Origin of the sequence: Pseudomonas lactis, assembly GCF_001439845.1 — a bacterium.
GTDB lineage: Bacteria > Pseudomonadota > Gammaproteobacteria > Pseudomonadales > Pseudomonadaceae > Aquipseudomonas > Aquipseudomonas lactis.
Genome location: NZ_JYLO01000003.1, coordinates 1 through 21,601, shown reverse-complemented (window position 1 = coordinate 21,601; position 21,601 = coordinate 1). Strand labels below are relative to the sequence as shown.

Genomic DNA, 21,601 nt, shown 5'->3' with positions numbered 1-21,601 from the left:
TTTCTGAATGGTTGACCGGAACCAAAGCGCTTTCTAGAATCGCCCGACATTTTTGCCCGGAACTTACTTCCAGCCAATGTCGTCATCTATTCGTAAATCCATTTCTTCAGACGCATTGACCCGCCTGGCTCAAGCCGTGGCGGTGGCCGTTTCCGCAACTCTGGCGGGCTGCCAATCGACCCATTACGCTGCACAATCCACCGTGCAACCCAAACCGAATCTTGCTGCCAAGATCAAGCAAAAACCTATTTGGCTATCAGAGAAGCCCAGCCCCGAAGTGCCCCAGGATGTCTGGGAACGCATGCGTCGGGGCTTTCAATTGCAGGACGGTGTCGGCGTCAACCCGCGCATCGAGCAACAGCGCCTGTGGTTCGCCAGCAACCCCTCCTTTCTGGAGAATGCCGGCGAACGCGGCAGCCTCTACATTCATTACATCGTCGAACGCCTTGAAGAACGCAACATGCCCCTGGAGCTGGCGCTCCTGCCAGTGATTGAAAGTGCCTACAACCCAATGGCCTATTCGCGCAGCGATGCGGTCGGCTTGTGGCAGTTCATTCCCTCCACCGGGCGCTACTTCAACCTGCGCCAGACCCGCGCCTACGACGGCCGCCGCGACATCACCGCCTCCACCACCGCCGCCCTGGACTATCTGACGCGTCTGCATGACATGTTCAACGGCGACTGGCTGCTGGCCCTGGCGGCCTATAACGCCGGCGAAGGCACGGTCAGCCGGGCAATCGAGCGCAACGAGAAGCTCGGCCTGCCCACCGACTACTGGAACCTGCCCCTGCCTCAGGAAACCAAGGACTATGTGCCCAAGTTCCTGGCCTTGTCCCAGGTGGTACTGGCGCCCGAAGCCTACGGCGTCAACCTGAACCCGATTGCCAACACGCCGTACTTCGAAGTGGTTGAAGTCAAGCAAAGCATGGACCTGTCACGGGTTGCCGCGCTGGCCGAGATCGACGAAGACGAACTGTTCCAGCTCAACCCGGCGTTGAAACAACGCACCACCCTGGACGGCCCCCAGCATCTGCTGGTACCGACCTCCAAGGCCCAACTGCTGACCAGCACCCTTTCGACGATGAAGCCGGAAGAATTGCTGAGCATGCGCCCGAAAAAGCCGGTGTTCGACGAAGTCGAGACCAAGGCCGTTGCAGGGCGCACCCGCAGCTACAAGGTACGCAATGGCGACAACCTCACACTGATCGCCAAGGCCAACAAGGTCGATGTGCATGACCTGCAGCGCTGGAACAAGCTCAACGGCCAGGCTCTCAAGGTCGGCCAGACCCTGGTGATGCAGGACACGCGCAAAGTTGCGGCGAAAAAACCGGTGCAGTACAAGGTCAAGAAAGGTGACTCGCTGTACATGGTGGCCAAACGCTTTAACGTCGAGATGCAACATCTCAAGCGTTGGAACCCGCGCACCGGCCAGGCACTGAAGCCAGGCCAGATGCTGGTGGTTTCCGGGCCAAGATAAATCAATGTAGGAGCTGGCTTGCCTGCGATGCAGACACCTCGGTGTATGTCCCAGGCACCGAGTCGATGCTATCGCAGGCAAGCCAGCTCCCACATTTGACCTTCATACCGCCCAATAGCTCGCAGTCCGCAACATGGCCTTCCCGACAGCCTTTTTCCAACCGGAACAAGCTGTTACTGTACCGATCATAAAGCCCAAGCCGCCCGGATCGGATCTCTGACTTGAAGCGTCCCCTCCTTTTACTAATAAGCCTGGCCTTGAGCTTTGCGGCGAACGCGACGATCACCGAGAGCCACGGTTATGCGCAGTTCGGCACACTCAAGTACCCGGCCAAATTCACCCATTACGATTGGGTAAACCCTGCAGCGCCAAAAGGCGGCACATTGCGGGTAATGGCATTTGGCACCTTCGATACGCTCAACCCCTATACCTTCAAGGGCTCAAGCCCGGTTTCCACCGCCAATTTCCTGCAGTACGGCGTCAACGAGCTCAATGAACCCTTGATGGTGGGCACCGGGCAATACGCGCCGTCCGGAGATGAACCCACCTCCAGTTATGGCCTGATCGCCCAGTCGGTGGAATACAGCGAAGACCGCAGTTGGGTGGTATTCAACCTGCGCCCCGAAGCGCGCTTTCACGACGGCAAGCCGATAACCGCCGATGACGTAGCGTTCTCCTATCGCACCCTGCTGACCGAAGGCCACCCGCAGTACCGCACCAACCTGCAGGAAGTGGCCCGGGTCGACATTCTCAACCCTCACCGTATCCGCTTTGTGTTCAAGCGCGCCGGCAACCCCTTGCTGATCCTGCGCCTGGGCGAGTTGCCGGTGCTGCCCCAGCACTATTGGAAAAACCGTGACTTCAAGGCCACCACCTTCGAGCCGCCCCTGGGCAGTGGGCCTTATCGCATCACCAAGGTTGCGCCTGGGCGGCAACTGGTGTTTGAACGGGTCAAGGATTACTGGGGCAAAGACCTGCCGGTCAACCAGGGTTTCTATAACTACGACAAGGTCGAAGTGGAGTTCTATCGCGACAGTGACGTGGCCTTTGAAGCCTTCAAGGCCGGTGAATTCGATATTTATATCGAGCATCAGGCCAAAAACTGGGCCACAGGCTACACCTTCCCGGCGGTCAACCGCGGCGATGTGATCAAGGCGCAGATCGCCCATCAGATCCCCACTCAAAGCCAGGGCCTGTTCATGAATACCCGGCGACCGGCGTTCAGCCAGGCCAAGGTGCGCGAAGCCCTGGGGTTGATGTTCGATTTTGAATGGACCAACCGCACGCTGTTCAGCAGCGCCTATAAGCGTTCGGTGAGCTATTACCCCAACAGTCAATTCTCGGCCACCGGCCTGCCCGTGGGCCATGAGTGGTTGATGCTCTCGCCCTACCGCGACCAACTGCCGGCCGCGCTGTTTACCCAGCCGTTCAACCTGCCGCACACCGACGGCCGCGGCATCCCCCGCGAAACCCTGCGCCAGGCCCTGGCCCTGCTCGGCGAGGCCGGCTGGAAACTGTCGGGGCAGCGCCTACTGGATAAGGACGGGCAACCGCTGCGTCTGGAAATCCTGCTGGTCAACCCGAACCTTGAGCGCATCCTGCAACCTTATGTCGAAAATCTGACCCGCATCGGCATCGACGCCCGCTTGCGCACCGTTGACCGCGCACAGTACAAACAGCGCCTCGATCAATTCGATTTCGACATGATTCTGATGACCCTCAACCAGACCTTGAGCCCCGGCCTTGAGCAGTGGCAGTACTTCCACTCCAGCCAGGCCGCAATCAAGGGCAGCAAGAATTACGCCGGTATCGCCAACCCGGTGGTCGACCACCTGCTGGACCAACTGCTGGCGGCGCAGACCCGCGAAGAACAACTGGCCGCCGGCCGCGCCCTGGACCGGGTGCTGCTGTGGCAGCACTACAGCATTCCCAACTGGTACCTCAACTATCATCGCCTGGCGTACCGCAACCGGTTCGCCTTCGTCACCACGCCGCCCTATAGCCTGGGCCTGAGCGCGTGGTGGCTGAAAGCTTCGGAGAAAGCCCAATGATGTCCTTGCGTACTACCCTGCTCGCCAGCCTGTTGCTGTGCACCGCGGCGCACGCCGCGCCACAACATGCGCTGACCCTCTACAACGAGCCCCCCAAGTACCCCGCCGACTTCAAGCATTTTGACTACGTAAACCCCGACGCCCCCAAGGGCGGCACCTTCCGCGAATCGGCCATGGGCGGCTTCGACAGCCTCAACCCCTACATCAGCAAGGGCGTGCCGGCGGATAACCTGCCGCTGATCTACGACACCCTGGCCATGCAGAGCCTGGACGAACCCATCACCGAATACGGCCTGGTGGCCGGCAAGATCGAAAAAGCCCCGGACAACAGCTGGGTGCGCTTCTACCTGCGCCCCGAAGCGCGCTTCCATGACGGCCACCCGATCCGCGCTGAAGACGTGGTGTTCACCTTCCAGACCCTGATCAAGGAAGGCAACCCGCTGTACCGCAACTACTACGCCGACGTCGATGAGGTGGTGGCCGAAGACCCGTTGCGCGTGCTGTTCAAGTTCAAGCGCACCAACAACCGCGAGTTGCCGCTGATCCTGGGGCAGTTGCCAGTGCTGCCCAAACACTGGTGGGCGAGCCGGGATTTTTCCAAGGGCAACCTGGAAATCCCTCTGGGCAGCGGGCCTTACCAGGTGGCCGAGGTCAAGCCAGGCCGTATGATTCGCTACGAGCGGGTCAAGGATTATTGGGCCAAGGACCTGCCGGTCAATAAGGGCTTCTACAACTTCGATACCCGCATCACCGATTACTACCGCGACAGCACCGTCTCCCTGGAAGCCTTGAAGGCCGGGCAGTTCGACTACTGGCTGGAGTTCAGCGCCAAGAACTGGGCCAATGCCTACAACATTCCAGCGGTGAAAGAAGGCCGCTTGATCAAGGAAGAAATCCCCAACGGCAACCCCACTGGCATGCAGGGTTTTGTGTTCAACATGCGCAAGCCGATGTTCCAAGACGTGCGGGTGCGCAAGGCCATCAGCCTGTTGCTGGATTTCGAATGGAGCAACAAGCAGTTGTTCAACGGTGCCTACACCCGCACCCGCAGCTATTTCGAAAACTCGGAAATGGCCGCCACCGGCCTACCCGGCCCGGATGAACTGGCGATCCTTGAGCCGCTGCGTGACAAGATCCCTGGCGAAGTCTTCACCCAGGCCTTCGAACCGTCCCACACCGACGGCAGCGGCATGATCCGCACCCAACAGCGCGAGGCCTACCAACTGCTGCAAGAGGCAGGCTGGAAGATTGTTGACGACAAAATGGTCGACAGCACCGGCAAGCCCGTGACCATCGAGTTCATGCTGGCCCAGACCGAGTTCGAGCGCATCCTCCTGCCGTTCAAGCGCAACCTGGCAGACCTGGGCATCGACCTGGTAATTCGTCGCGTGGACGTCTCACAGTTCGTCAACCGCCTGCGCTCGCGCGACTTCGACATGCTGGTGGGCAGCTTCCCGCAATCCACCTCGCCGGGTAACGAGCAGCGCGAGTTCTGGAAATCCTCCAGCGCCGACAAGCCCGGCAGCCGCAACTACATGGGCCTCAAGGACCCCGCCGTCGACCAGTTGGTGGAGGAGTTGATCGACGCCGGTTCGCGCCAAAGTCTGATCGCCCACGCCAGGGCGCTGGATCGTGTGCTGCAGTTTGGTTACTACGTGATTCCCAACTGGCACATCAAGACCTTCCGCGTCGCGTACTGGGACCACCTGGGCCACCCCAAGGTCTCGCCACGCTACGACGTCGGCACCGCGACCTGGTGGGCTAAACCCGACGTCAAACCAGCGGTATCCCTCGACACCACACAGAACGCCGATGCGGCGAGCGGAGGCAATTGAATGCTGGCCTATATTGCTCGCCGCCTGTTGCTGATCATCCCCACACTGTTCGGGATCTTGCTGATCAACTTCGTCATCATCCAGGCCGCGCCCGGCGGCCCGGTGGAGCAAATGATCGCCAAGCTCGAAGGCTTCGACGGCGCCACCAGCCGCATTGCCGGCGGCGGAGCCGAAGTCGCGGTGGCCGGCTCCAGCTACCGTGGCGCCCAGGGCCTGGACCCGGCGCTGATCAAGGAAATCGAAAAGATGTACGGCTTCGACAAGTCGGCGCCGGAACGCTTGTGGATCATGGTCAAGAACTACGCCCAGCTGGATTTCGGTGACAGCTTTTTCCGCGACGCCAAGGTCATCGACCTGATCAAGGAGAAGATGCCGGTGTCCATTTCCCTGGGGTTATGGAGCACCCTGATCATGTACCTGGTGTCCATCCCCCTGGGGATCGCCAAAGCCACGCGCCACGGCAGCCATTTCGATGTGTGGACCAGCTCGGCGATCATCGTCGGCTATGCGATACCGGCGTTCCTGTTTGCGATTTTGCTGATCGTGGTGTTTGCCGGTGGTAGTTATTTCGACTGGTTCCCGTTGCGCGGGCTCACGTCCAACAACTTCGACGAGTTGAGCTGGGGCGGCAAGATCCTCGATTACTTCTGGCACCTGGCGCTGCCCGTCACCGCCCTGGTGATCGGCAACTTCGCGACCATGACCCTGCTGACCAAGAACAGTTTTCTCGACGAGATCAACAAGCAGTACGTGGTCACTGCCAAGGCCAAGGGCCTGACCAACAGGCGCGTGCTGTATGGCCACGTGTTCCGCAACGCCATGCTGCTGGTGATCGCCGGTTTCCCTTCGGCCTTCATTGGCATCTTCTTTACCGGCTCGTTGCTGGTGGAAGTGATCTTCTCCCTCGACGGCCTGGGCCTGATGAGCTTTGAAGCGGCGATCAACCGTGACTACCCGGTGGTGTTCGGCACGCTGTTTATCTTCACCCTGCTGGGGCTGATCGTGAAACTGATCGGCGACCTCACCTACACCCTGGTCGATCCGCGTATCGACTTTGCCAGCCGGGAGCATTGAGATGAACCTGTCCCCCCTCAATCGCCGCCGATTCGAGCGGTTCAAGGCCAACAAGCGTGGCTGGTGGTCGCTGTGGCTGTTCCTGGTGCTGTTCGTGCTGAGCCTGGGCGCCGAGTTGATCGCCAACGACAAGCCCCTGGCGGTGCACTTCGACGGCGGTTGGTACTTCCCGGCGCTCAAGCGCTACCCGGAGACCACCTTCGGCGGTGAATTCCCGTTGGAAGCCAACTACAAGAGCCCCTACATCCAAGAACTGCTCAAGGCCAAGGACGCCTGGACCTTGTGGGCGCCGATTCCATTCAGCTACCAGAGCATCAATTACGACCTGAAAGTCCCGGCCCCGGCGCCGCCGTCCTCGGTCAACCTGCTGGGCACCGATGACCAGGGGCGCGATGTGCTCGCGCGGGTGATCTACGGCTTTCGCGTGTCGGTGCTCTTTGCCCTGACCCTGACCATACTCAGCTCGATCATCGGCGTGATTGCCGGCGCCTTGCAGGGCTTTTATGGCGGTTGGGTCGACCTGGCCGGGCAACGTTTCCTGGAAATCTGGTCCGGCTTGCCGGTGCTCTACCTGCTGATCATCCTGGCCAGCTTCGTGCAACCCAACTTCTGGTGGTTGCTGGGGATCATGCTGCTGTTTTCCTGGATGAGCCTGGTGGATGTGGTGCGCGCCGAGTTCCTGCGCGGGCGCAACCTGGAGTACGTGCGCGCGGCGCGGGCGTTGGGCATGCAGAACGGCGCGATCATGTTCCGTCACATCCTGCCCAATGCGATGGTTTCGACCATGACCTTCCTGCCCTTCATCCTCACCGGCGCCATTGGCACCCTCACCGCCCTGGATTTTCTCGGCTTCGGGCTGCCGGCAGGTTCGCCGTCGCTGGGTGAGCTGGTGGCCCAGGGCAAGTCCAACCTGCAAGCGCCGTGGCTGGGCATGAGCGCTTTCGCGGTGCTGGCGATCATGTTGAGCCTGCTGGTGTTTATCGGCGAGTCCGCTCGCGATGCGTTCGACCCGAGGAAATGAGATGAATCCGGACAATCTGATCGAAATCCGCGACCTCAGTGTCGAGTTCGTCACCGGCGAGCATCATCACCGGGTGGTCAACCACGTGAGCTTCGACATCAAGCGCGGCGAAACCCTGGCGCTGGTGGGCGAAAGCGGTTCGGGTAAATCGGTCACCGCCCATTCGATTCTGCGCCTGCTGCCCTACCCTCTGGCAAGGCATCCGTCTGGCACCATCGAATATTCAGGGCAAGACCTGCTGACGCTCAAAGAGAAGACCCTACGGCATATACGCGGCAATCGTATTGCGATGATCTTCCAGGAGCCGATGACCTCGTTGAACCCGCTGCACTCCATCGAAAAACAGATCAACGAAGTGCTCGGGCTGCACAAGGGCCTGACCGGCAAGGTCGCCACCCAGCGCACGTTGGAGTTGCTGGAACTGGTGGGCATCCCCGAGCCCCACAAACGCCTCAGGGCGTTGCCCCACGAGCTGTCCGGCGGCCAGCGCCAGCGGGTGATGATCGCCATGGCATTGGCCAACGAGCCTGAGCTGTTGATCGCCGACGAGCCGACCACCGCCCTCGACGTCACCGTGCAGTTGAAGATTCTGGAATTGCTCAAGGAGTTGCAGGCGCGGCTGGGCATGGCGCTGTTGCTGATCAGCCACGACCTCAACCTGGTACGGCGCATCGCCCACCGCGTTTGCGTGATGCAGCAAGGTTGCATCGTGGAGCAGGCCGATTGCGAGACGCTGTTCCAGTCGCCCCAGCATCCCTACACCCAGGAACTGCTCGCGGCGGAGCCCAGTGGCGGTCCGGCCAGTAATGAGGTCGGCCCACCGCTGCTGGAGGTGGACGACCTGAAAGTCTGGTTTCCGATCAAGAAAGGCTTTTTGCGCAACACCGTGGATTACGTCAAGGCCGTGGACGGCATCAATTTCAGCCTGCCCCAGGGGCAAACCCTGGGCATCGTGGGTGAAAGTGGCTCGGGCAAATCCACCCTGGGCCTGGCGATTTTGCGCCTGATCGGCAGCCAGGGCGGAATTCGCTTCGAAGGCCAGCAACTGGACCGCCTCAGCCAACAGCAGGTGCGCCCGTTGCGCCGGGAAATGCAGGTGGTGTTCCAGGACCCGTTCGGCAGTTTGAGCCCGCGCATGTGCGTCAGCGAAATCGTCGGCGAGGGCTTGCGCATCCACAAGATGGGCACGCCCGCCGAACAGGAAGCGGCGATTATCGCGGCGCTCAAGGAAGTGGGCCTGGACCCCGAATCCCGGCATCGCTACCCCCATGAATTCTCCGGCGGCCAGCGCCAGCGCATCGCCATCGCCCGAGCGCTGGTGCTCAAGCCACGCCTGATCCTGCTGGACGAACCCACCTCGGCCCTGGACCGCACGGTACAACGCCAGGTGGTTGAGTTGCTGCGCGGCTTGCAGGCCAAGTACAACCTGACCTACCTGTTTATCAGCCATGACCTGGCGGTGGTCAAGGCGCTGAGTCACCAATTGATGGTGGTCAAGCAAGGCCAGGTGGTGGAGCAAGGCGATGCCCAGGCTATTTTTGCTGACCCGCAGCACGCGTATACCCGGCAGTTGCTCAAGGCAGCCTTTCTCGTACCTGCCTGACAAAAGGCCAGCCCCTCGCGGTGCTGGCTGATACAAGCCACGGCCTTGCAGGAAACCCCTGCTACGAAGGTGCCGACCGCCACTGTCAACATCCGGCTTTACCCTCAAAACCGGAACCGTACTCATGGAAGACTTTCACGCCCTCGCCCTGACCTGGGATACCGCCCTGCCGGTCACGCTCAAACCTACGAGCACCTTTGTAAGTGAGCGCCAGGCCTTGCTTACGGAGGGTGACCGCAATCTGATCGAGCAACTGACCAGCCTGCTTTGCGCCCCCGCGAGCCAGGCCCTGGCAGCCCCCATACACCCCATACCGATTGCCCCCGGGTCATTGCTGGGTCAATGGAGCGCAGCCTTCGGCAAATCCATCAACGCCAAGGGGTTCAGGGCCTGGGCCGACGCTCAGGGCATTACCCCCAAGAGCCTGCGGGTCCAGAACAGCACCCTGAGCGCCACCGTGGGCAACCAACCCAAAACCTTCAAGATGGCCGACGCGTCCGGCTGGTGGGCCCACGCCAACCCGATTATTTTTATCAGCCAACTAATCGACCCGATGGGGCTGGGTTTGCCGCTGATCGACCCGCAGCCGCAGGCGATCACCCTGACCTGGCCGTTGAACCTGGTACTGGCCTTCCATGGCTTGCCGATGCCCGCCAATCACCTACAGGCCCAGACAATTGTCGAAGAACTCAGGACCCTGGGCCGTTTTCCAGGCTTTGACGATAATGGGCGCAGCAAGTCAATGATCTACGCTGAGTTGACCGAGCAGTCCCAGGACAGCCAGCAACTGGCCGATGCTCTGGCTCTGATTACCCTGGACAGCGAGGCCTATTCGCCTCTGGACATTTATCGCACGCGCCTGCAACTGACGTCCGATTCGCGACTGGCCAGGACCTTGAAACAAGCAGCGAGCCTGCTGCAGGCGATCATGGATGAAAACGATCTGGGCACGAACACGCAAGCAACAACCGGCGTTTACTTCAACTTCCAGCTCCAGCAACTGGCGGTGCCCCACATTGACAATGAGCAAGAGTGGAGCTTCCTTGACCCGGCCAATCACGATGCCCGCTGGGAAACGCTGGTGTCGTTGAGCAAACAGTTGGGGCTGGATCTTTATCTCAATCATAGCCTCAGCGTGGCTGCGGCATTGCAGGCCTACGCCATCGAGCGGCCCTGGAGCGTCTCGGCCATCAACGCCCTTGTCGGGCGCTTGCGCCAAGTGCCCAAACCGGCAGTACCGGTGGTACTCAACGCCAGGCGCTCCTTTGCCGAGCTGTACCGTTATCAACACTATGTCGGCGTGTTGAACGACCGTCATACGTTGCACACTGCACTGGCGAAGGCCATCGACGATGGCGCGATGCTAAGTCCCGACGGCCTTGACAGGTTGATCAGCGCCGATCCGGACGCCCTCGAGGCCACCGTGAAAAAAGCCTACGGGCAATTAACTGTCCTGACCGACGACTCAGCCTTCCTGGCCCTGCGCGTTAGCAAGCGCATCGATCCCTCCAGCCACATGATACTGAGCGCCACCGGCAGCCTTAGCGCCTGCGACCTGGACGGCAAATGGGTATCACTGACCGATGCCGTACTGGAACAACCCAGGCTGGCGACGCTGTTACGCCAACTTCAGGATTTGGCAGCCAAGACCGGTGGCTATCTGCGCACCGACAACACGGTGACCCTCGCCCAGGCGTTGAAGCTTTACCACTTCAGTTTGCCCCGCACATTGGAAGAAGCGCTCGTCACGTTACAGCGCCTGGAAGTCATCCAGCCCCTGTCAGTCAGCGATCGTGCCTGGTGGCGTGCTCTCAAACCGTCGACCGGCTGGCAGGCGACGGCGTGGCAGCTGTCGACGTCGGAACGCCAACAAGTCTTGACCATCAGCGACGCATTCATGACGGACAAGGACGGTCTGCTGTTTGAAGTGCTTGGCGGGGTCGACCTGGCCGGCAAGTCCGTCGCCGACGTGCACGCAGAAGCAGACTTTCTCCTGATGCGCGTGCTGGCGTCCTCCTTGGCGCAACAACTGGGTGAACGCCTGTCAAACGCCCTGCACTGGCACGGCGGGCATGCCGGTGAAAGCACCGAGAGCGGCAGTCGCAACGCACTGATCCTGGCCGCGTTGATTTTGAGCCTTGATCCCGAGCCGCACGTGCATCCCACCCGTATCAACTCCATCGACTGGCAGGATGATTACCACTGGGGCGAATCCGCATCTTTCACCCGCCACCAGATCGAAGCCAGCCTGCACGGGCTCAACGCACCGGTCGCAGCCTTGGCCACCCACCTGCTGCTCTGCGGAAAAAGCCCACACTTGCTGGTTCGCGACATTCCCGAATCCACCCCTTGCCAGAGCTCCCAGGCCTGGGTGCTGTTCCGCCAGTACGTAAGCTATATGGAAAAGGTCGTGCAAGGGTCGTCTCGTCAGTTGAGCTATCAGCAGATCATGAGCCTGGCCTACCTACCCCCCGAGGGGACGTGGAAAAACTTCCTGGAGAGTCACGAAGCAGCCGGCCCCGTCCTGGACTGGGCCGAGGCCAATGGCGTACTGGGCACCCAGGCACGTACCGGTTCCCTGGCGTTGAACACCGCACGCCAAGCGCTCAATTTTCAACGTGCACGCCTGGCGTCAACCCTGCGAACATTTGCCCAGCCCATCGTCACTTTGCGCCAGACCGCCCTGCAGGATCTGCGCAAGGTCTACCCCGGCAACCCCCTGCTCGAAACACCCCTGTTGATGTGGCTGCCGGAAAACTCGCCGTTTTCAGAAGAGGGTCGTTTCGAGGATGTACATACCGGCCCCAAGTATTCGTTCGTCGACTTGCACATGGCTGGCAGCCTGGACGCCGCCTCAAATCGCTGGCACTCCTCGAACCCGGCGATCAAATACCGGGAAATGGCCAAGCGCTTTCATCTGCTGGGGCAGATCAACAGCGTATTTTCCACCGCCTTTGACAAGAAGCTGCAGCAGTTGAAGGCCGCTTACGGGGAATCCATTCGTTATTGGCTGTCGCACCTGACCTTACCGCGGCGTGAAGCCATGGAATACGGCAATGTGCAGTTTTTCAGCGTGAGTCGACGGGGGCCGCGCGACTCTACCGAGGTGGGTCGATTGGCTGTGCTGGTGTATGTCGCATATTTCACTGAGCGGTACTTCTATGAATGCTTCCCCAGGCAGATGCTGATTCGCCCAAGACGCGAGCTGAACTACACCCAGGTCATGCGAGCCGTCGACACTGCCACTCACCAAGCCTGGATGCGCTTCGACTGGCAGGCATATGCACACGGAACGCCGCCGGCCAAGGTCGCTCTGACGGCTGTTGATACCAGCCTGGTGCTCAACATGCTCGACCATAAGCTGCCCAGCGCAGACAGCCTGGGCCGACGCGTCCCCCGCACCTTGGACTCACCACGCAGCTACGCCCTGACGAAGATTATTGTCGAACAGCACTTGTTGCACGACAGCTTGGCTTTGAGCCAGCAAGCCAAGTTGCCGATTAGCCTGCAGGCAGCTGCCAACGGCAGTGACCCCTGGGCCGACTATCTGCGCGACCTGGCGCTCGAACCTCAGGAGGCTTGAACAATCGCGTTTTTTATATAACGCTGCTGGCCTGCTCATTCGATTACCTTCCGGGAGCGCCCGTCCATGACCGCCGTTACAGCACCGTTTTTCTGGCGCGACGAACGCCTGCCGTTCATCGAGGCGCGCACCATTGCCGACGGGCGCAAGGTCACGTATACCCGGCATGCCCACGAGCACTTTTCCATCGGTGCGATCACCACCGGCTGCAGCTATTACCACTACGGCGCGCGCACCTTCGAAATCAGCGCCGGCACCGTGGTGCTGATGAACCCCGGCGATGTGCATGCCTGCAACCCCATCCATGACCAGCCCTGGTCCTATTACATGCTGTACCTCGACACGCCCTGGCTGACCGACCTGCAATACCAACTGGGGTTCAGTACCGACCAGGGCTACCGGCCATTCGACACGCCCCATACCCGCGACACTGCGCTGTACCACGGTTTGCTCGAACTGTACCGCACGCTAGTGGATGATCAGGCCGAACTGCTGCAAAAGCAGAGCACGCTGGTGAGTTACTTCACCGACGTGCAACAGCGCCTGAACCCTTCGCTGACGCCGGTACGCGAGGTCAACCATAAGCTGGAACGCGCCGCCGACTACATTCGTGCCTACTGCACACAGGCCTTGAAACTCGAAGACATCTGCCAGGCCGCCGACCTGTCGCCGTCTTACCTGATCCGCGCGTTCAAGCGGTATTATGGCTTGACGCCCCACGCTTTCATGGTCAACCGGCGCATCCAGTTCGCCCGCAGCCAACTGCGCAATGGCGCGCTGATTGCCGACGTCGCCCTGGCCGCGGGCTTTGCCGACCAGGCGCACTTCCAGCGCACCTTCAAACAACATTTTGCGGCCACGCCGGGGCAGTACCGCGAGAACCTCAAGCCATCAGCAAATAACCCACACTGGCCGCCAGCAACGCGGCCATTGAGCGGTTGAACAGGCGCACACCCTTCGGGTTGTTCAAATAGCGGCGCAAAAACGTCCCCGCATACGCCCAGCACGCCACCGAGAGGTAGCAGATCACCAGGTAAAGCGCGGCAAACAACCACACCTGCGCCGCATCGCCGTCAGCCACAAACAACCCCATGCCTGCCACACACGCCAGCCAGGCTTTCGGGTTGAGCCACTGCATGATCGCGCCATACAGCATCGACGGCGCGGTGTGGGCACCGTCAGCGTCCAGGCGGCCATCGTCCACCGCCAGCTTCCACGCCATATACAACAAGAACGCGACCCCGCCCCAGCGGATCAATTGGATCAGGATCGGCCAACGCACCAGCACTTCATGCAGCCCCAAGCCGATCAGTACCAACAACAAGGTGAAACCTACGGCAGCGCCCAACACATGTTTCTGGCTGGCGACAAAACCGAAACGCGCGCCGGCACTTAACGCGACCACATTGACAGGCCCGGGAGTGATGGACGTGGCCAGGGCAAAAGCGGCCATGGAGAGAATCAAGCTCATTACAATTCCTTGTGTGATGCCAACGATGTTGAGATCACGGTAACGCGCACAAAGACGAGAGGTATTGAAGAAAATGCCCCTTAGTCTGTCAGAACGAGCGAGGATCGTGGATATCAGGTAGATAGGTGTCGGCTTTGAGGCCGCCATCGCAGGCAAGCCAGCTCCACAGTTGGCTGGCCTTCTTCTCTTCTGCATCCGATATTTATGCTCACTTCCCAACTTAATAATATTTTATTAATAACTCCCTGCCCCCTAACTTGACGTCATGCCCAAGCTGAATCCAACTGCATTACGCAAGGATAGAGACATGACTGTAGCAATAACAAAAATAGACACGCTGGTGGTTGGCGCAGGTCAAGCTGGCGTGGCCATGAGCGAGCATTTGAGCAAGCAAGGCGTGCCGCACCTGGTGTTGGAGCGCAGCCGCATCGCCGAGCGCTGGCGCACCGGGCGTTGGGACTCGCTGGTCGCCAACGGCCCAGCCTGGCATGACCGCTTCCCCGGCCTGGAATTCGATGACGTCCCCGCCGATGGCTTCGCGCCCAAAGAGCGCGTCGCTGATTACTTCGAAGCCTATGCCCGTAAATTCAATGCGCCGATCCGCACCGGCGTGGACGTCACCTCAGTGGTCCGCAACATCGGCCGCCCCGGCTTTACCGTGCACACCAGCGAAGGCGTGATCGAAGCCAACCGCGTGGTGGCCGCCACCGGGCCATTTCAGAAGCCGGTGATTCCTGGCATAGCGCCCAAAAACACCGTGCTGCACCAGATCCACTCCGCCGACTATCGCAACCCTGGGCAACTGCCCGCGGGCGCTGTATTGGTGGTGGGCGCTGGCTCGTCCGGGGTGCAAATTGCGGACGAATTGCAGCGCTCCGGCCGCCAGGTGTACCTGTCGGTTGGCGCCCATGACCGCCCGCCTCGCGCCTATCGCAACCGCGATTTCTGCTGGTGGCTGGGCGTATTGGGCGAGTGGGACCAGGCGGCGATGAAACCCGGCCGCGAGCACGTCACCATTGCCGTGAGCGGCGCTCACGGCGGCAAGACCATCGACTTTCGCGAGCTGGCCCAGCAAGGCATGACCCTGGTCGGCCTGACCCACGCTTTCAACGGCACGGTGGCAACGTTCCAACCCAACCTGGTGGAAAACCTGGCGCGCGGTGATGAGAACTACCTGACCCTGCTGGACGCGGCCGACGCCTATATCGAGCGCAACGGCCTCGACCTGCCCCTGGAGCCCGAGGCACGTCGCGTGTTCCCTGACGCTGAATGCATCAAGCAGCCGATCCTGGAGCTGGACCTGGCGCAAGCCGGCATCACCTCGATCATCTGGGCCACCGGATTTGCCGTGGACTACAGCTGGTTGCAGGTAGACGCCTTCGACGCCGCCGGCAAGCCGCAACACCAGCGCGGTGTCTCCAGCGAAGCGGGCATCTACTTCCTCGGTTTGCCGTGGCAATCGCGGCGTGGCTCGTCGTTTATCTGGGGCGTGTGGCACGACGCCAAATACGTGGCCGACCATATCGCCATCCAGCGTCAGTACCTTGAGTACCGCGAAGCCGCCCCGGTTGGCCGCCAGTCCCCTGTCAGCGCCTGATCACTTTTCCCTGGAGTTTTTTGATGCCTACCCACACTCGCATTCGCATGTTCAACACCAAAGCAACCTATCCCAACCAGGGCCTGGACAACGACCTATGCCAGGCCGTGCGCGCCGGCAACACCGTGTACGTACGCGGCCAGGTGGGCACTGATTTCGACGGCAACCTGGTCGGCCTCGGCGACCCACGGGCCCAGGCCGAGCAGGCGATGAAGAACGTCAAGCAACTGCTGGAAGAAGCCGGCAGCGACCTCAGCCATATCGTCAAGACCACCACCTATTTGATCGACCCACGCTACCGCGAGCCGGTGTACCAGGAAGTCGGCAAGTGGCTCAAGGGCGTGTTCCCGATTTCCACCGGGCTGGTGGTCTCGGCCCTGGGCCAGCCGCAGTGGCTGATGGAAATTGATGTGATCGCGGTTATTCCAGAGTAAGGAGGCTAGCCATGACCTTTTCCATCGTCGGCCGTTGTGCAGAGACCGGCCAACTGGGCGTTGCCATCAGCTCATCGAGCATCGCCGTGGGCGCCCGCTGCCCGTGGCTGCGGCCCGGCGTGGGCGCAGTGTCGACCCAGAACATCACCTTGCCGGCTCTCGGCCCGGACGTCCTCGACGGGCTGGAACAGGGCCTGGCCCCCGCCGCCGCCGTCGACAAAGCGCTCACCCGCAACGGCTACAGCCAGTACCGGCAACTGACGGCAATTGACCATCTGGGCCGCAGCGTGCATTTCAGCGGCAGCCAGACCCTGGGTACCCATCACGCGGTTTCGGGCGAGCAATGCGTGGCGGCGGGCAATATGCTCGCCGCCCCTGAAGTGATCACCGCGATGGTCACGGCTTTCGAACAGGGCGAAGGCCAGCTCGCAGACCGTCTACTGGCCGCGATGCATGCCGCCATCGCCGCCGGTGGCGAAGCCGGCCCGGTGCACTCCGCCGCGCTGGTGGTGGTGGGCGAGTTGACGTGGCCGATCATCAACTTGCGCGTGGATTGGGCCGACGATGCGCCGATTGGCGAATTGCAAAAACTCTGGGACGCCTACCGCCCACAGGTGCAGGACTATGTCGACCGCGCCCTCGCCCCCGACCGCTCCCCCGGCTACGGCGTGGCCGGAGACGACCGATGAGCCGCAGCCGCGAACTGCTGGAAACCCTGGTGGGCTTCGACACCACCAGCCGCGAGTCCAACCTGCAATTGATCGAGTATGTGCGCGATTACCTGGCCGGGTTTGGCGTGGCCAGCGAGCTGGTCTACAACGCGCAACGCAGCAAGGCTAACCTGTTTGCCAGCATCGGCCCGGTGGAACTGCCAGGTATCGTACTGTCGGGGCATACCGACGTGGTGCCGGTGGACGGGCAACCGTGGACCCTGCCGCCGTTCACACTGACCGAGCGTGATGGCAAGCTGTTCGGACGCGGCACCGCCGACATGAAGGGGTATATCGCCTGCGTGCTGGCGTTGGTGCCGGCGTTGGTCAAAGCGCCGTTGCGCCTGCCGGTGCATATCGCCCTGTCCTACGATGAAGAAGTCGGCTGCCTGGGCGTGCGCTCGCTGCTCGCGGTTCTGGAACAACGTCCGGTCAAGCCGATGCTGTGCATCATTGGCGAGCCGACCGAACTCAAACCGGTGCTGGGCCACAAGGGCAAGTTGGCGATGCGCTGCGATGTGCAGGGCCAGGCGTGCCACTCGGCCTATGCGCCCTCGGGTGTGAATGCGATAGAACACGCCGCCGAATTGATCGGTGAACTGGGGCGCATTGGCCAGCGGTTACGCGCACGGCAGGACCCACGTTTTGACCCGCCGTTCAGCACGGTACAGACCGGCATGATCAACGGCGGCAAGGCTTTGAATATCGTGCCGGCCGACTGCCGCTTTGACTTTGAAGTGCGCGCCCTGCCCTCCATGGACCCGGGCGAAGTGGCTGAAGAGTTGCAGGCCTACGCGCTGCAGCGGGTGTTGCCGCGCATGCAGGCGGTCAGCACACAGAGTTCGATTCGGTTCACCGAGTTGTCAGCCTACCCAGGGCTGGTCACGGATGAGCGCAGCCAGGCGGCGCAGTTGATTGCGGCGTTTTGCGGCTCGCGGAACTCCGGCACCGTGGCGTTTGGTACCGAGGGCGGGTTGTTCGATGCGGCGGGAATTCCCACCGTGGTGTGCGGGCCAGGCAGCATGGACCAAGGGCATAAGCCCGATGAGTTTGTGAGCCTGGAGCAGCTTGATGGCTGCGATGCCATGTTGCAGCGGTTGTTAGGCTTTATCACAACCTGAAGACTCGGTCATCACCCTCTGTAGGAGCGAGCTTGCTCGCGAAAAACGTCAACGATAACGCGTGCATCCTGGATAAACGCGGCGTCCATGAGTTTTTCGCGAGCAAGCTCGCTCCTACCCTATTCAGCCGAGCAAACGTGCAAGCTCTTCGCGGCAGTAGTCGACAAACAACTGCACCGGTTTGGTCAAAGGTGCGCGGCGTAGCCAGACGGCCGACAACCCCGACCCCGTGACCGTTTCCGCCAAGGGAATGCACACCACTTTCTGCCCATCATAGGTGTACTCACTGAACGGTTTGGTCACCAGGATCGAGAACCCGAACCCACGCCCCACCATGCCCCGCACCATTTCGATGGAGGGCGAGCTGAACACGATATTCGGCGTCAGCCCGCGCTCTTCGAAGATGCTCACGAAGTAGGTACGGCTGGGCAACACGTCCAGCAAAATCATCGGCTCCAGCACCAGGTCGGCCAGGGACACCTTGGCCTGCTGGGCAAAGCGGTGATCGGCGGGCAGCAGCGCATAGGGCTGTTGGGGCGGCATCAGCGGCGTGGTCTCGATGGTGCCGCCCAGGTCGTGCTCAAACAGCATCGCCACGTCGATACTGCCCGCCGTCAGTGCCTGCACCAGTTCCTGCTGCTCGCCATCGCGGATGCGGATCTCCACACCCGGCCAGCGCGCCTTGAAGCCGGCGATCAAGCGTGGCAGGTACAACGGTGCCACAGTTTCAAAACAGCCAATGTCGATCTGCCCGGCCACCACATCGTTATCGGCCAGGGCGTTCTGCTCGAACTCATGGGCCACCCGCAACAACTCCAACGCCTTGCGATAAAAGCGCGCGCCGCTGGGCGTGAGGGAAACGCCCTGGGCGTGATGGCGGATAAACAGCTGCACGCCAAAGCTATCTTCCAGTTGCTTGATCGCCGTGGACACCGACGGCTGGGCGATATACAGCTTGCGCGACGCCTCGGCAACGCTGCCGCATTCGGCCGTGGTCACAAAATATCTGAGCTGACGCAGGTTATAGACTGCCATCGGCACCTCCCTAAACGTGGTGTTTTGCCCCAAACAAGTGCGCAGAAACACCGGTTTTTCAAGCCATTGACGTGCATGCAACATACCGGAGCAAAAAATCTCACGAGATACTTTTTTTAAGGTCTATAGCAACAAACTTACTAATTTACCTGCCTGCGCCCATTGCAGATGATCACTCCAACAACAAAGCGGCGCCCATGCGCCGCACAGCGAAGTACGCCCACGTACTCACCTTGCCTTGGAGCTCGTCATGGTTACCACTGCAACATCCAGCGCCCCGCTCATCGAAAAACACACGATTGGATACGTGCCCCCGCAAGATCGCCATGGAAAGGTAAGAGATCTGTTCACCCTGTGGTTCGGCGGCAACATCGCGCCGTTGCCGATCGTCACTGGCGCCCTGGGTGTACAACTGTTCCAACTCAACCTGGTGTGGGGCATTGTCGCCATCCTTGTCGGCCATTTGGTCGGCGGTGTGTTGATGGCATTGCACTCGGCCCAGGGCCCGCAGATGGGCATTCCGCAGATGATCCAGAGCCGCGCGCAGTTCGGCTCCCTCGGCGCGTTGCTGGTGGTGGTGATTGCCGGGGTGATGTATATCGGTTTCTTCGCCTCCAACATCGTGCTGGCCGGTAAATCCCTGCATGGCGTGGTGGACGCCGTGCCTGTGCCGGTGGGCATCGTTATCGGCGCCATCGGTTCCGGGATTATCGGCATCATCGGCTACCGCTTCATCCACGTACTCAACCGCATCGGCACCTGGGTGCTGGGCGCCGGCATTGTGCTGGGCTTTGGCTACATCTTCACCCATGTGCAGACCACCGATTTTCTAACCCGTGGCAGCTTCAACATCTCCGGTTGGCTGGCCACCGTTTCCCTGGCTGCGCTGTGGCAAATCGCATTTGCGCCCTACGTGTCGGACTACTCTCGCTACCTGCCCGCCGACGTGCCGGTGGCCGCCACCTTCTGGACTACCTACCTGGGCTCGGCGCTGGGGTCGAGCCTGGCCTTCATCTTCGGCGCGGTGGCGGTGCTCGCCACGCCGGTGGGCATGGACACCATGGACGCGGTCAAACTGGCCACCGGCGCCATCGGCCCGTTGATGCTGGTGCTGTTTTTGCTCAGCGTGATCAGCCATAACGCCCTCAACCTGTACGGCGCGGTGCTGTCGATCATCACCCTGGTACAGACCTTCGCCTACAGCTGGATCCCCACTGCGAAAAGCCGTGCAGTGATCTCCATCATCGTGCTGGCCGCCTGCTCGATTGCGGCGGTGTTTGCCTCCCAAGACTTCATCGGTCACTTCGTCGACATGGTGCTGGTGCTGCTCGTGGTGCTGGTGCCCTGGACGGCGATCAACCTCATCGACTTCTATGCGATCCATAAAGGCAAGTACGACATCGCCTCGATCTTCCGCGTGGATGGCGGCATCTACGGCAAGTACAACCCACAGGCGTTGCTGGCGTATGCGGTGGGGATTGCGGTGCAGATTCCGTTCATGAACACGCCGCTGTATGTGGGGCCGATTTCGCAGCACATCAACGGCGCGGACTTGTCGTGGGTGGTGGGGCTGGCGGTGACGTCGCCGTTGTACTTCTGGCTGGCGAGCCGGGACAGTGCGTATAAGCGCCGGATGGACAGTGGGAAGTTGGTGGGTGGGGTTTGATACATCCTGTCGGTTGCGCCTGTGCGGTGGTCACTTTATAGTTCGCTCCGTCGCTGGCATTGGTCGGCGATGGGGTTTCGCAGCCCTACAAAATCACTACTAGTACCGTCAAACATGACGCAGCAGATTTTCAGCTGCCTCTTGTTTTATGGCGGTTGTGCGTGGGAGACCTTCTGGTCTGCCGGGTGCTGGTAGTGGTCCCCCGGTCTGCGAACCCGCGCACAGCTGCCACCCATTTGTTTCGCAGCAAAACGGTGGTGTTTTTTCTTTTTTAAGGACCATTACTATGACTGATCAACACCCGCCCCGCCGCTTCACCCCCATGTCCCAAACCGCAACCGACTATCCGGTACTGCTGATCGACAGCGACGCACCGCTCAACGAGTTGCACGCCTGCGCCAGCGAACGCCTCAACGCCGCACTCGCCTACCTGCACTTGATGGCCTGCTCCAACGTATCGGACTATGCCGAGCACGATATCAACACCGTCGCCAATACCGCCCGGATCATGGTCCAGGATGTGGCGGATGTGTTTACGGTGATTGAAAAGCGCGGCCTTGATTCGCCTGCTGTGGCTTGATGGGCTGTAAGTTGTGAGAAACCCGCCTCGGCGGGTTTTCTGGTTTTTGCGAAGCTCAACCCTACCCGCATTGCCTTTTGTAGGAGCGAGCTTGCTCGCTCCTACAAAAGGCGGTAACCACGATGCGAAGCGAGCCGCTCTTGATCTTGATCTGCTTTTGATCTCAGGCGCCCCGTCAAACCACGCTGGCCGGAATTCGACAGGGATTTGGGGGGCAAACCGGCAGGGATGCCGGTTTAGCCGCCCCGCGCCATGGATGGCGCGTGGCGGCGGCCCCCCAAATCACTGGCGGATTACGGGCACACCGAGCCTAAGCGAGGTGCCGAGTGGTGGGGCAAGAGCC

16 protein-coding genes are annotated in these 21,601 nt (G+C 60.9%); 14 read left to right on the top strand and 2 right to left on the bottom strand.

The annotated features are described in order from the left end of the window. The first annotated feature begins 76 nt into the window (after positions 1-76). The 8 genes from TX24_RS05310 (at position 77) to TX24_RS05275 (ending at position 13,586) form a co-directional block, all read left to right on the top strand. Positions 77-1,477 (top strand): transglycosylase SLT domain-containing protein, encoded by a 1,401-nt coding sequence (locus TX24_RS05310; RefSeq protein ID WP_057709839.1) that lies wholly within the window; start codon positions 77-79, stop codon positions 1,475-1,477. A gap of 221 nt (positions 1,478-1,698) precedes the next feature. Next, the gene (locus tag TX24_RS05305; RefSeq protein WP_057709838.1) at positions 1,699-3,528 is read left to right on the top strand and encodes an extracellular solute-binding protein; all 1,830 of its coding nucleotides are present in this window, start codon (positions 1,699-1,701) and stop codon (positions 3,526-3,528) included. Next, complete coding sequence (locus TX24_RS05300) at positions 3,525-5,363, top strand: extracellular solute-binding protein (protein ID WP_034135394.1); 1,839 nt, start codon at positions 3,525-3,527, stop codon at positions 5,361-5,363. The genes TX24_RS05305 and TX24_RS05300 overlap by 4 nt, the downstream gene beginning before the upstream one ends. Then, positions 5,364-6,437 (top strand): microcin C ABC transporter permease YejB, encoded by a 1,074-nt coding sequence (locus TX24_RS05295; RefSeq protein WP_034135393.1) that lies wholly within the window; start codon positions 5,364-5,366, stop codon positions 6,435-6,437. A gap of 1 nt (position 6,438) precedes the next feature. After that, positions 6,439-7,458 carry an ABC transporter permease gene (locus TX24_RS05290; protein ID WP_003190688.1) on the top strand — a complete coding sequence of 340 codons (1,020 nt, stop codon included), beginning with the start codon at positions 6,439-6,441 and terminating at the stop codon, positions 7,456-7,458. 1 nt (position 7,459) lies between these two features. After that, positions 7,460-9,061 carry an ABC transporter ATP-binding protein gene (locus tag TX24_RS05285; protein ID WP_057709837.1) on the top strand — a complete coding sequence of 534 codons (1,602 nt, stop codon included), beginning with the start codon at positions 7,460-7,462 and terminating at the stop codon, positions 9,059-9,061. Positions 9,062-9,185: 124 nt separating this feature from the next. After that, a complete protein-coding gene (locus TX24_RS05280; RefSeq protein ID WP_057709836.1) occupies positions 9,186-12,644 on the top strand; it encodes a hypothetical protein in 3,459 nt (1,152 codons plus the stop codon). 66 nt (positions 12,645-12,710) lie between these two features. Then, a complete protein-coding gene (locus TX24_RS05275; RefSeq protein WP_003190684.1) occupies positions 12,711-13,586 on the top strand; it encodes an AraC family transcriptional regulator in 876 nt (291 codons plus the stop codon). Here TX24_RS05275 and TX24_RS05270 read toward each other — a convergent pair. Further along, a complete protein-coding gene (locus TX24_RS05270; RefSeq protein ID WP_003190682.1) occupies positions 13,528-14,115 on the bottom strand; it encodes a LysE family translocator in 588 nt (195 codons plus the stop codon). The two genes, TX24_RS05275 and TX24_RS05270, sit on opposite strands and share 59 nt — an antisense overlap. Positions 14,116-14,380: 265 nt before the next feature. On the opposite strand from TX24_RS05270, the gene TX24_RS05265 reads away from it, so the two are divergent. From TX24_RS05265 to argE, 4 genes are read left to right on the top strand one after another with little or no spacing between them, the layout of a single operon-like run. Beyond that, positions 14,381-15,712, top strand: coding sequence for a flavin-containing monooxygenase (locus TX24_RS05265; protein ID WP_167348418.1), 1,332 nt, complete (start codon positions 14,381-14,383; stop codon positions 15,710-15,712). 23 nt (positions 15,713-15,735) lie between these two features. Then, positions 15,736-16,146 carry a RidA family protein gene (locus tag TX24_RS05260; protein WP_057709834.1) on the top strand — a complete coding sequence of 137 codons (411 nt, stop codon included), beginning with the start codon at positions 15,736-15,738 and terminating at the stop codon, positions 16,144-16,146. Between the two features lie 11 nt (positions 16,147-16,157). Continuing rightward, positions 16,158-16,835 carry a DUF1028 domain-containing protein gene (locus TX24_RS05255; RefSeq protein ID WP_057709833.1) on the top strand — a complete coding sequence of 226 codons (678 nt, stop codon included), beginning with the start codon at positions 16,158-16,160 and terminating at the stop codon, positions 16,833-16,835. Then, positions 16,832-17,977 carry an acetylornithine deacetylase gene (gene argE, locus TX24_RS05250; RefSeq protein WP_057709832.1) on the top strand — a complete coding sequence of 382 codons (1,146 nt, stop codon included), beginning with the start codon at positions 16,832-16,834 and terminating at the stop codon, positions 17,975-17,977. The genes TX24_RS05255 and argE overlap by 4 nt, the downstream gene beginning before the upstream one ends. 123 nt (positions 17,978-18,100) lie before the next feature. On the opposite strand, the gene TX24_RS05245 is transcribed toward argE, so the two are convergent. Further along, on the bottom strand, positions 18,101-19,012 hold the full coding sequence (locus TX24_RS05245; RefSeq protein ID WP_034135386.1) for a LysR substrate-binding domain-containing protein: 912 nt from the start codon (positions 19,010-19,012) through the stop codon (positions 18,101-18,103). 250 nt (positions 19,013-19,262) lie between these two features. Here TX24_RS05245 and TX24_RS05240 point away from each other — a divergent pair, with 250 nt between their 5' ends. Both TX24_RS05240 and TX24_RS05235 read left to right on the top strand, forming a co-directional pair. Further along, positions 19,263-20,678 carry a purine-cytosine permease family protein gene (locus tag TX24_RS05240; protein ID WP_057709831.1) on the top strand — a complete coding sequence of 472 codons (1,416 nt, stop codon included), beginning with the start codon at positions 19,263-19,265 and terminating at the stop codon, positions 20,676-20,678. Positions 20,679-20,964: 286 nt separating this feature from the next. After that, positions 20,965-21,258, top strand: a complete 294-nt coding sequence (locus TX24_RS05235; protein WP_057709830.1) for a hypothetical protein — start codon at positions 20,965-20,967, stop codon at positions 21,256-21,258. The last annotated feature ends 343 nt before the right edge of the window (positions 21,259-21,601 follow it).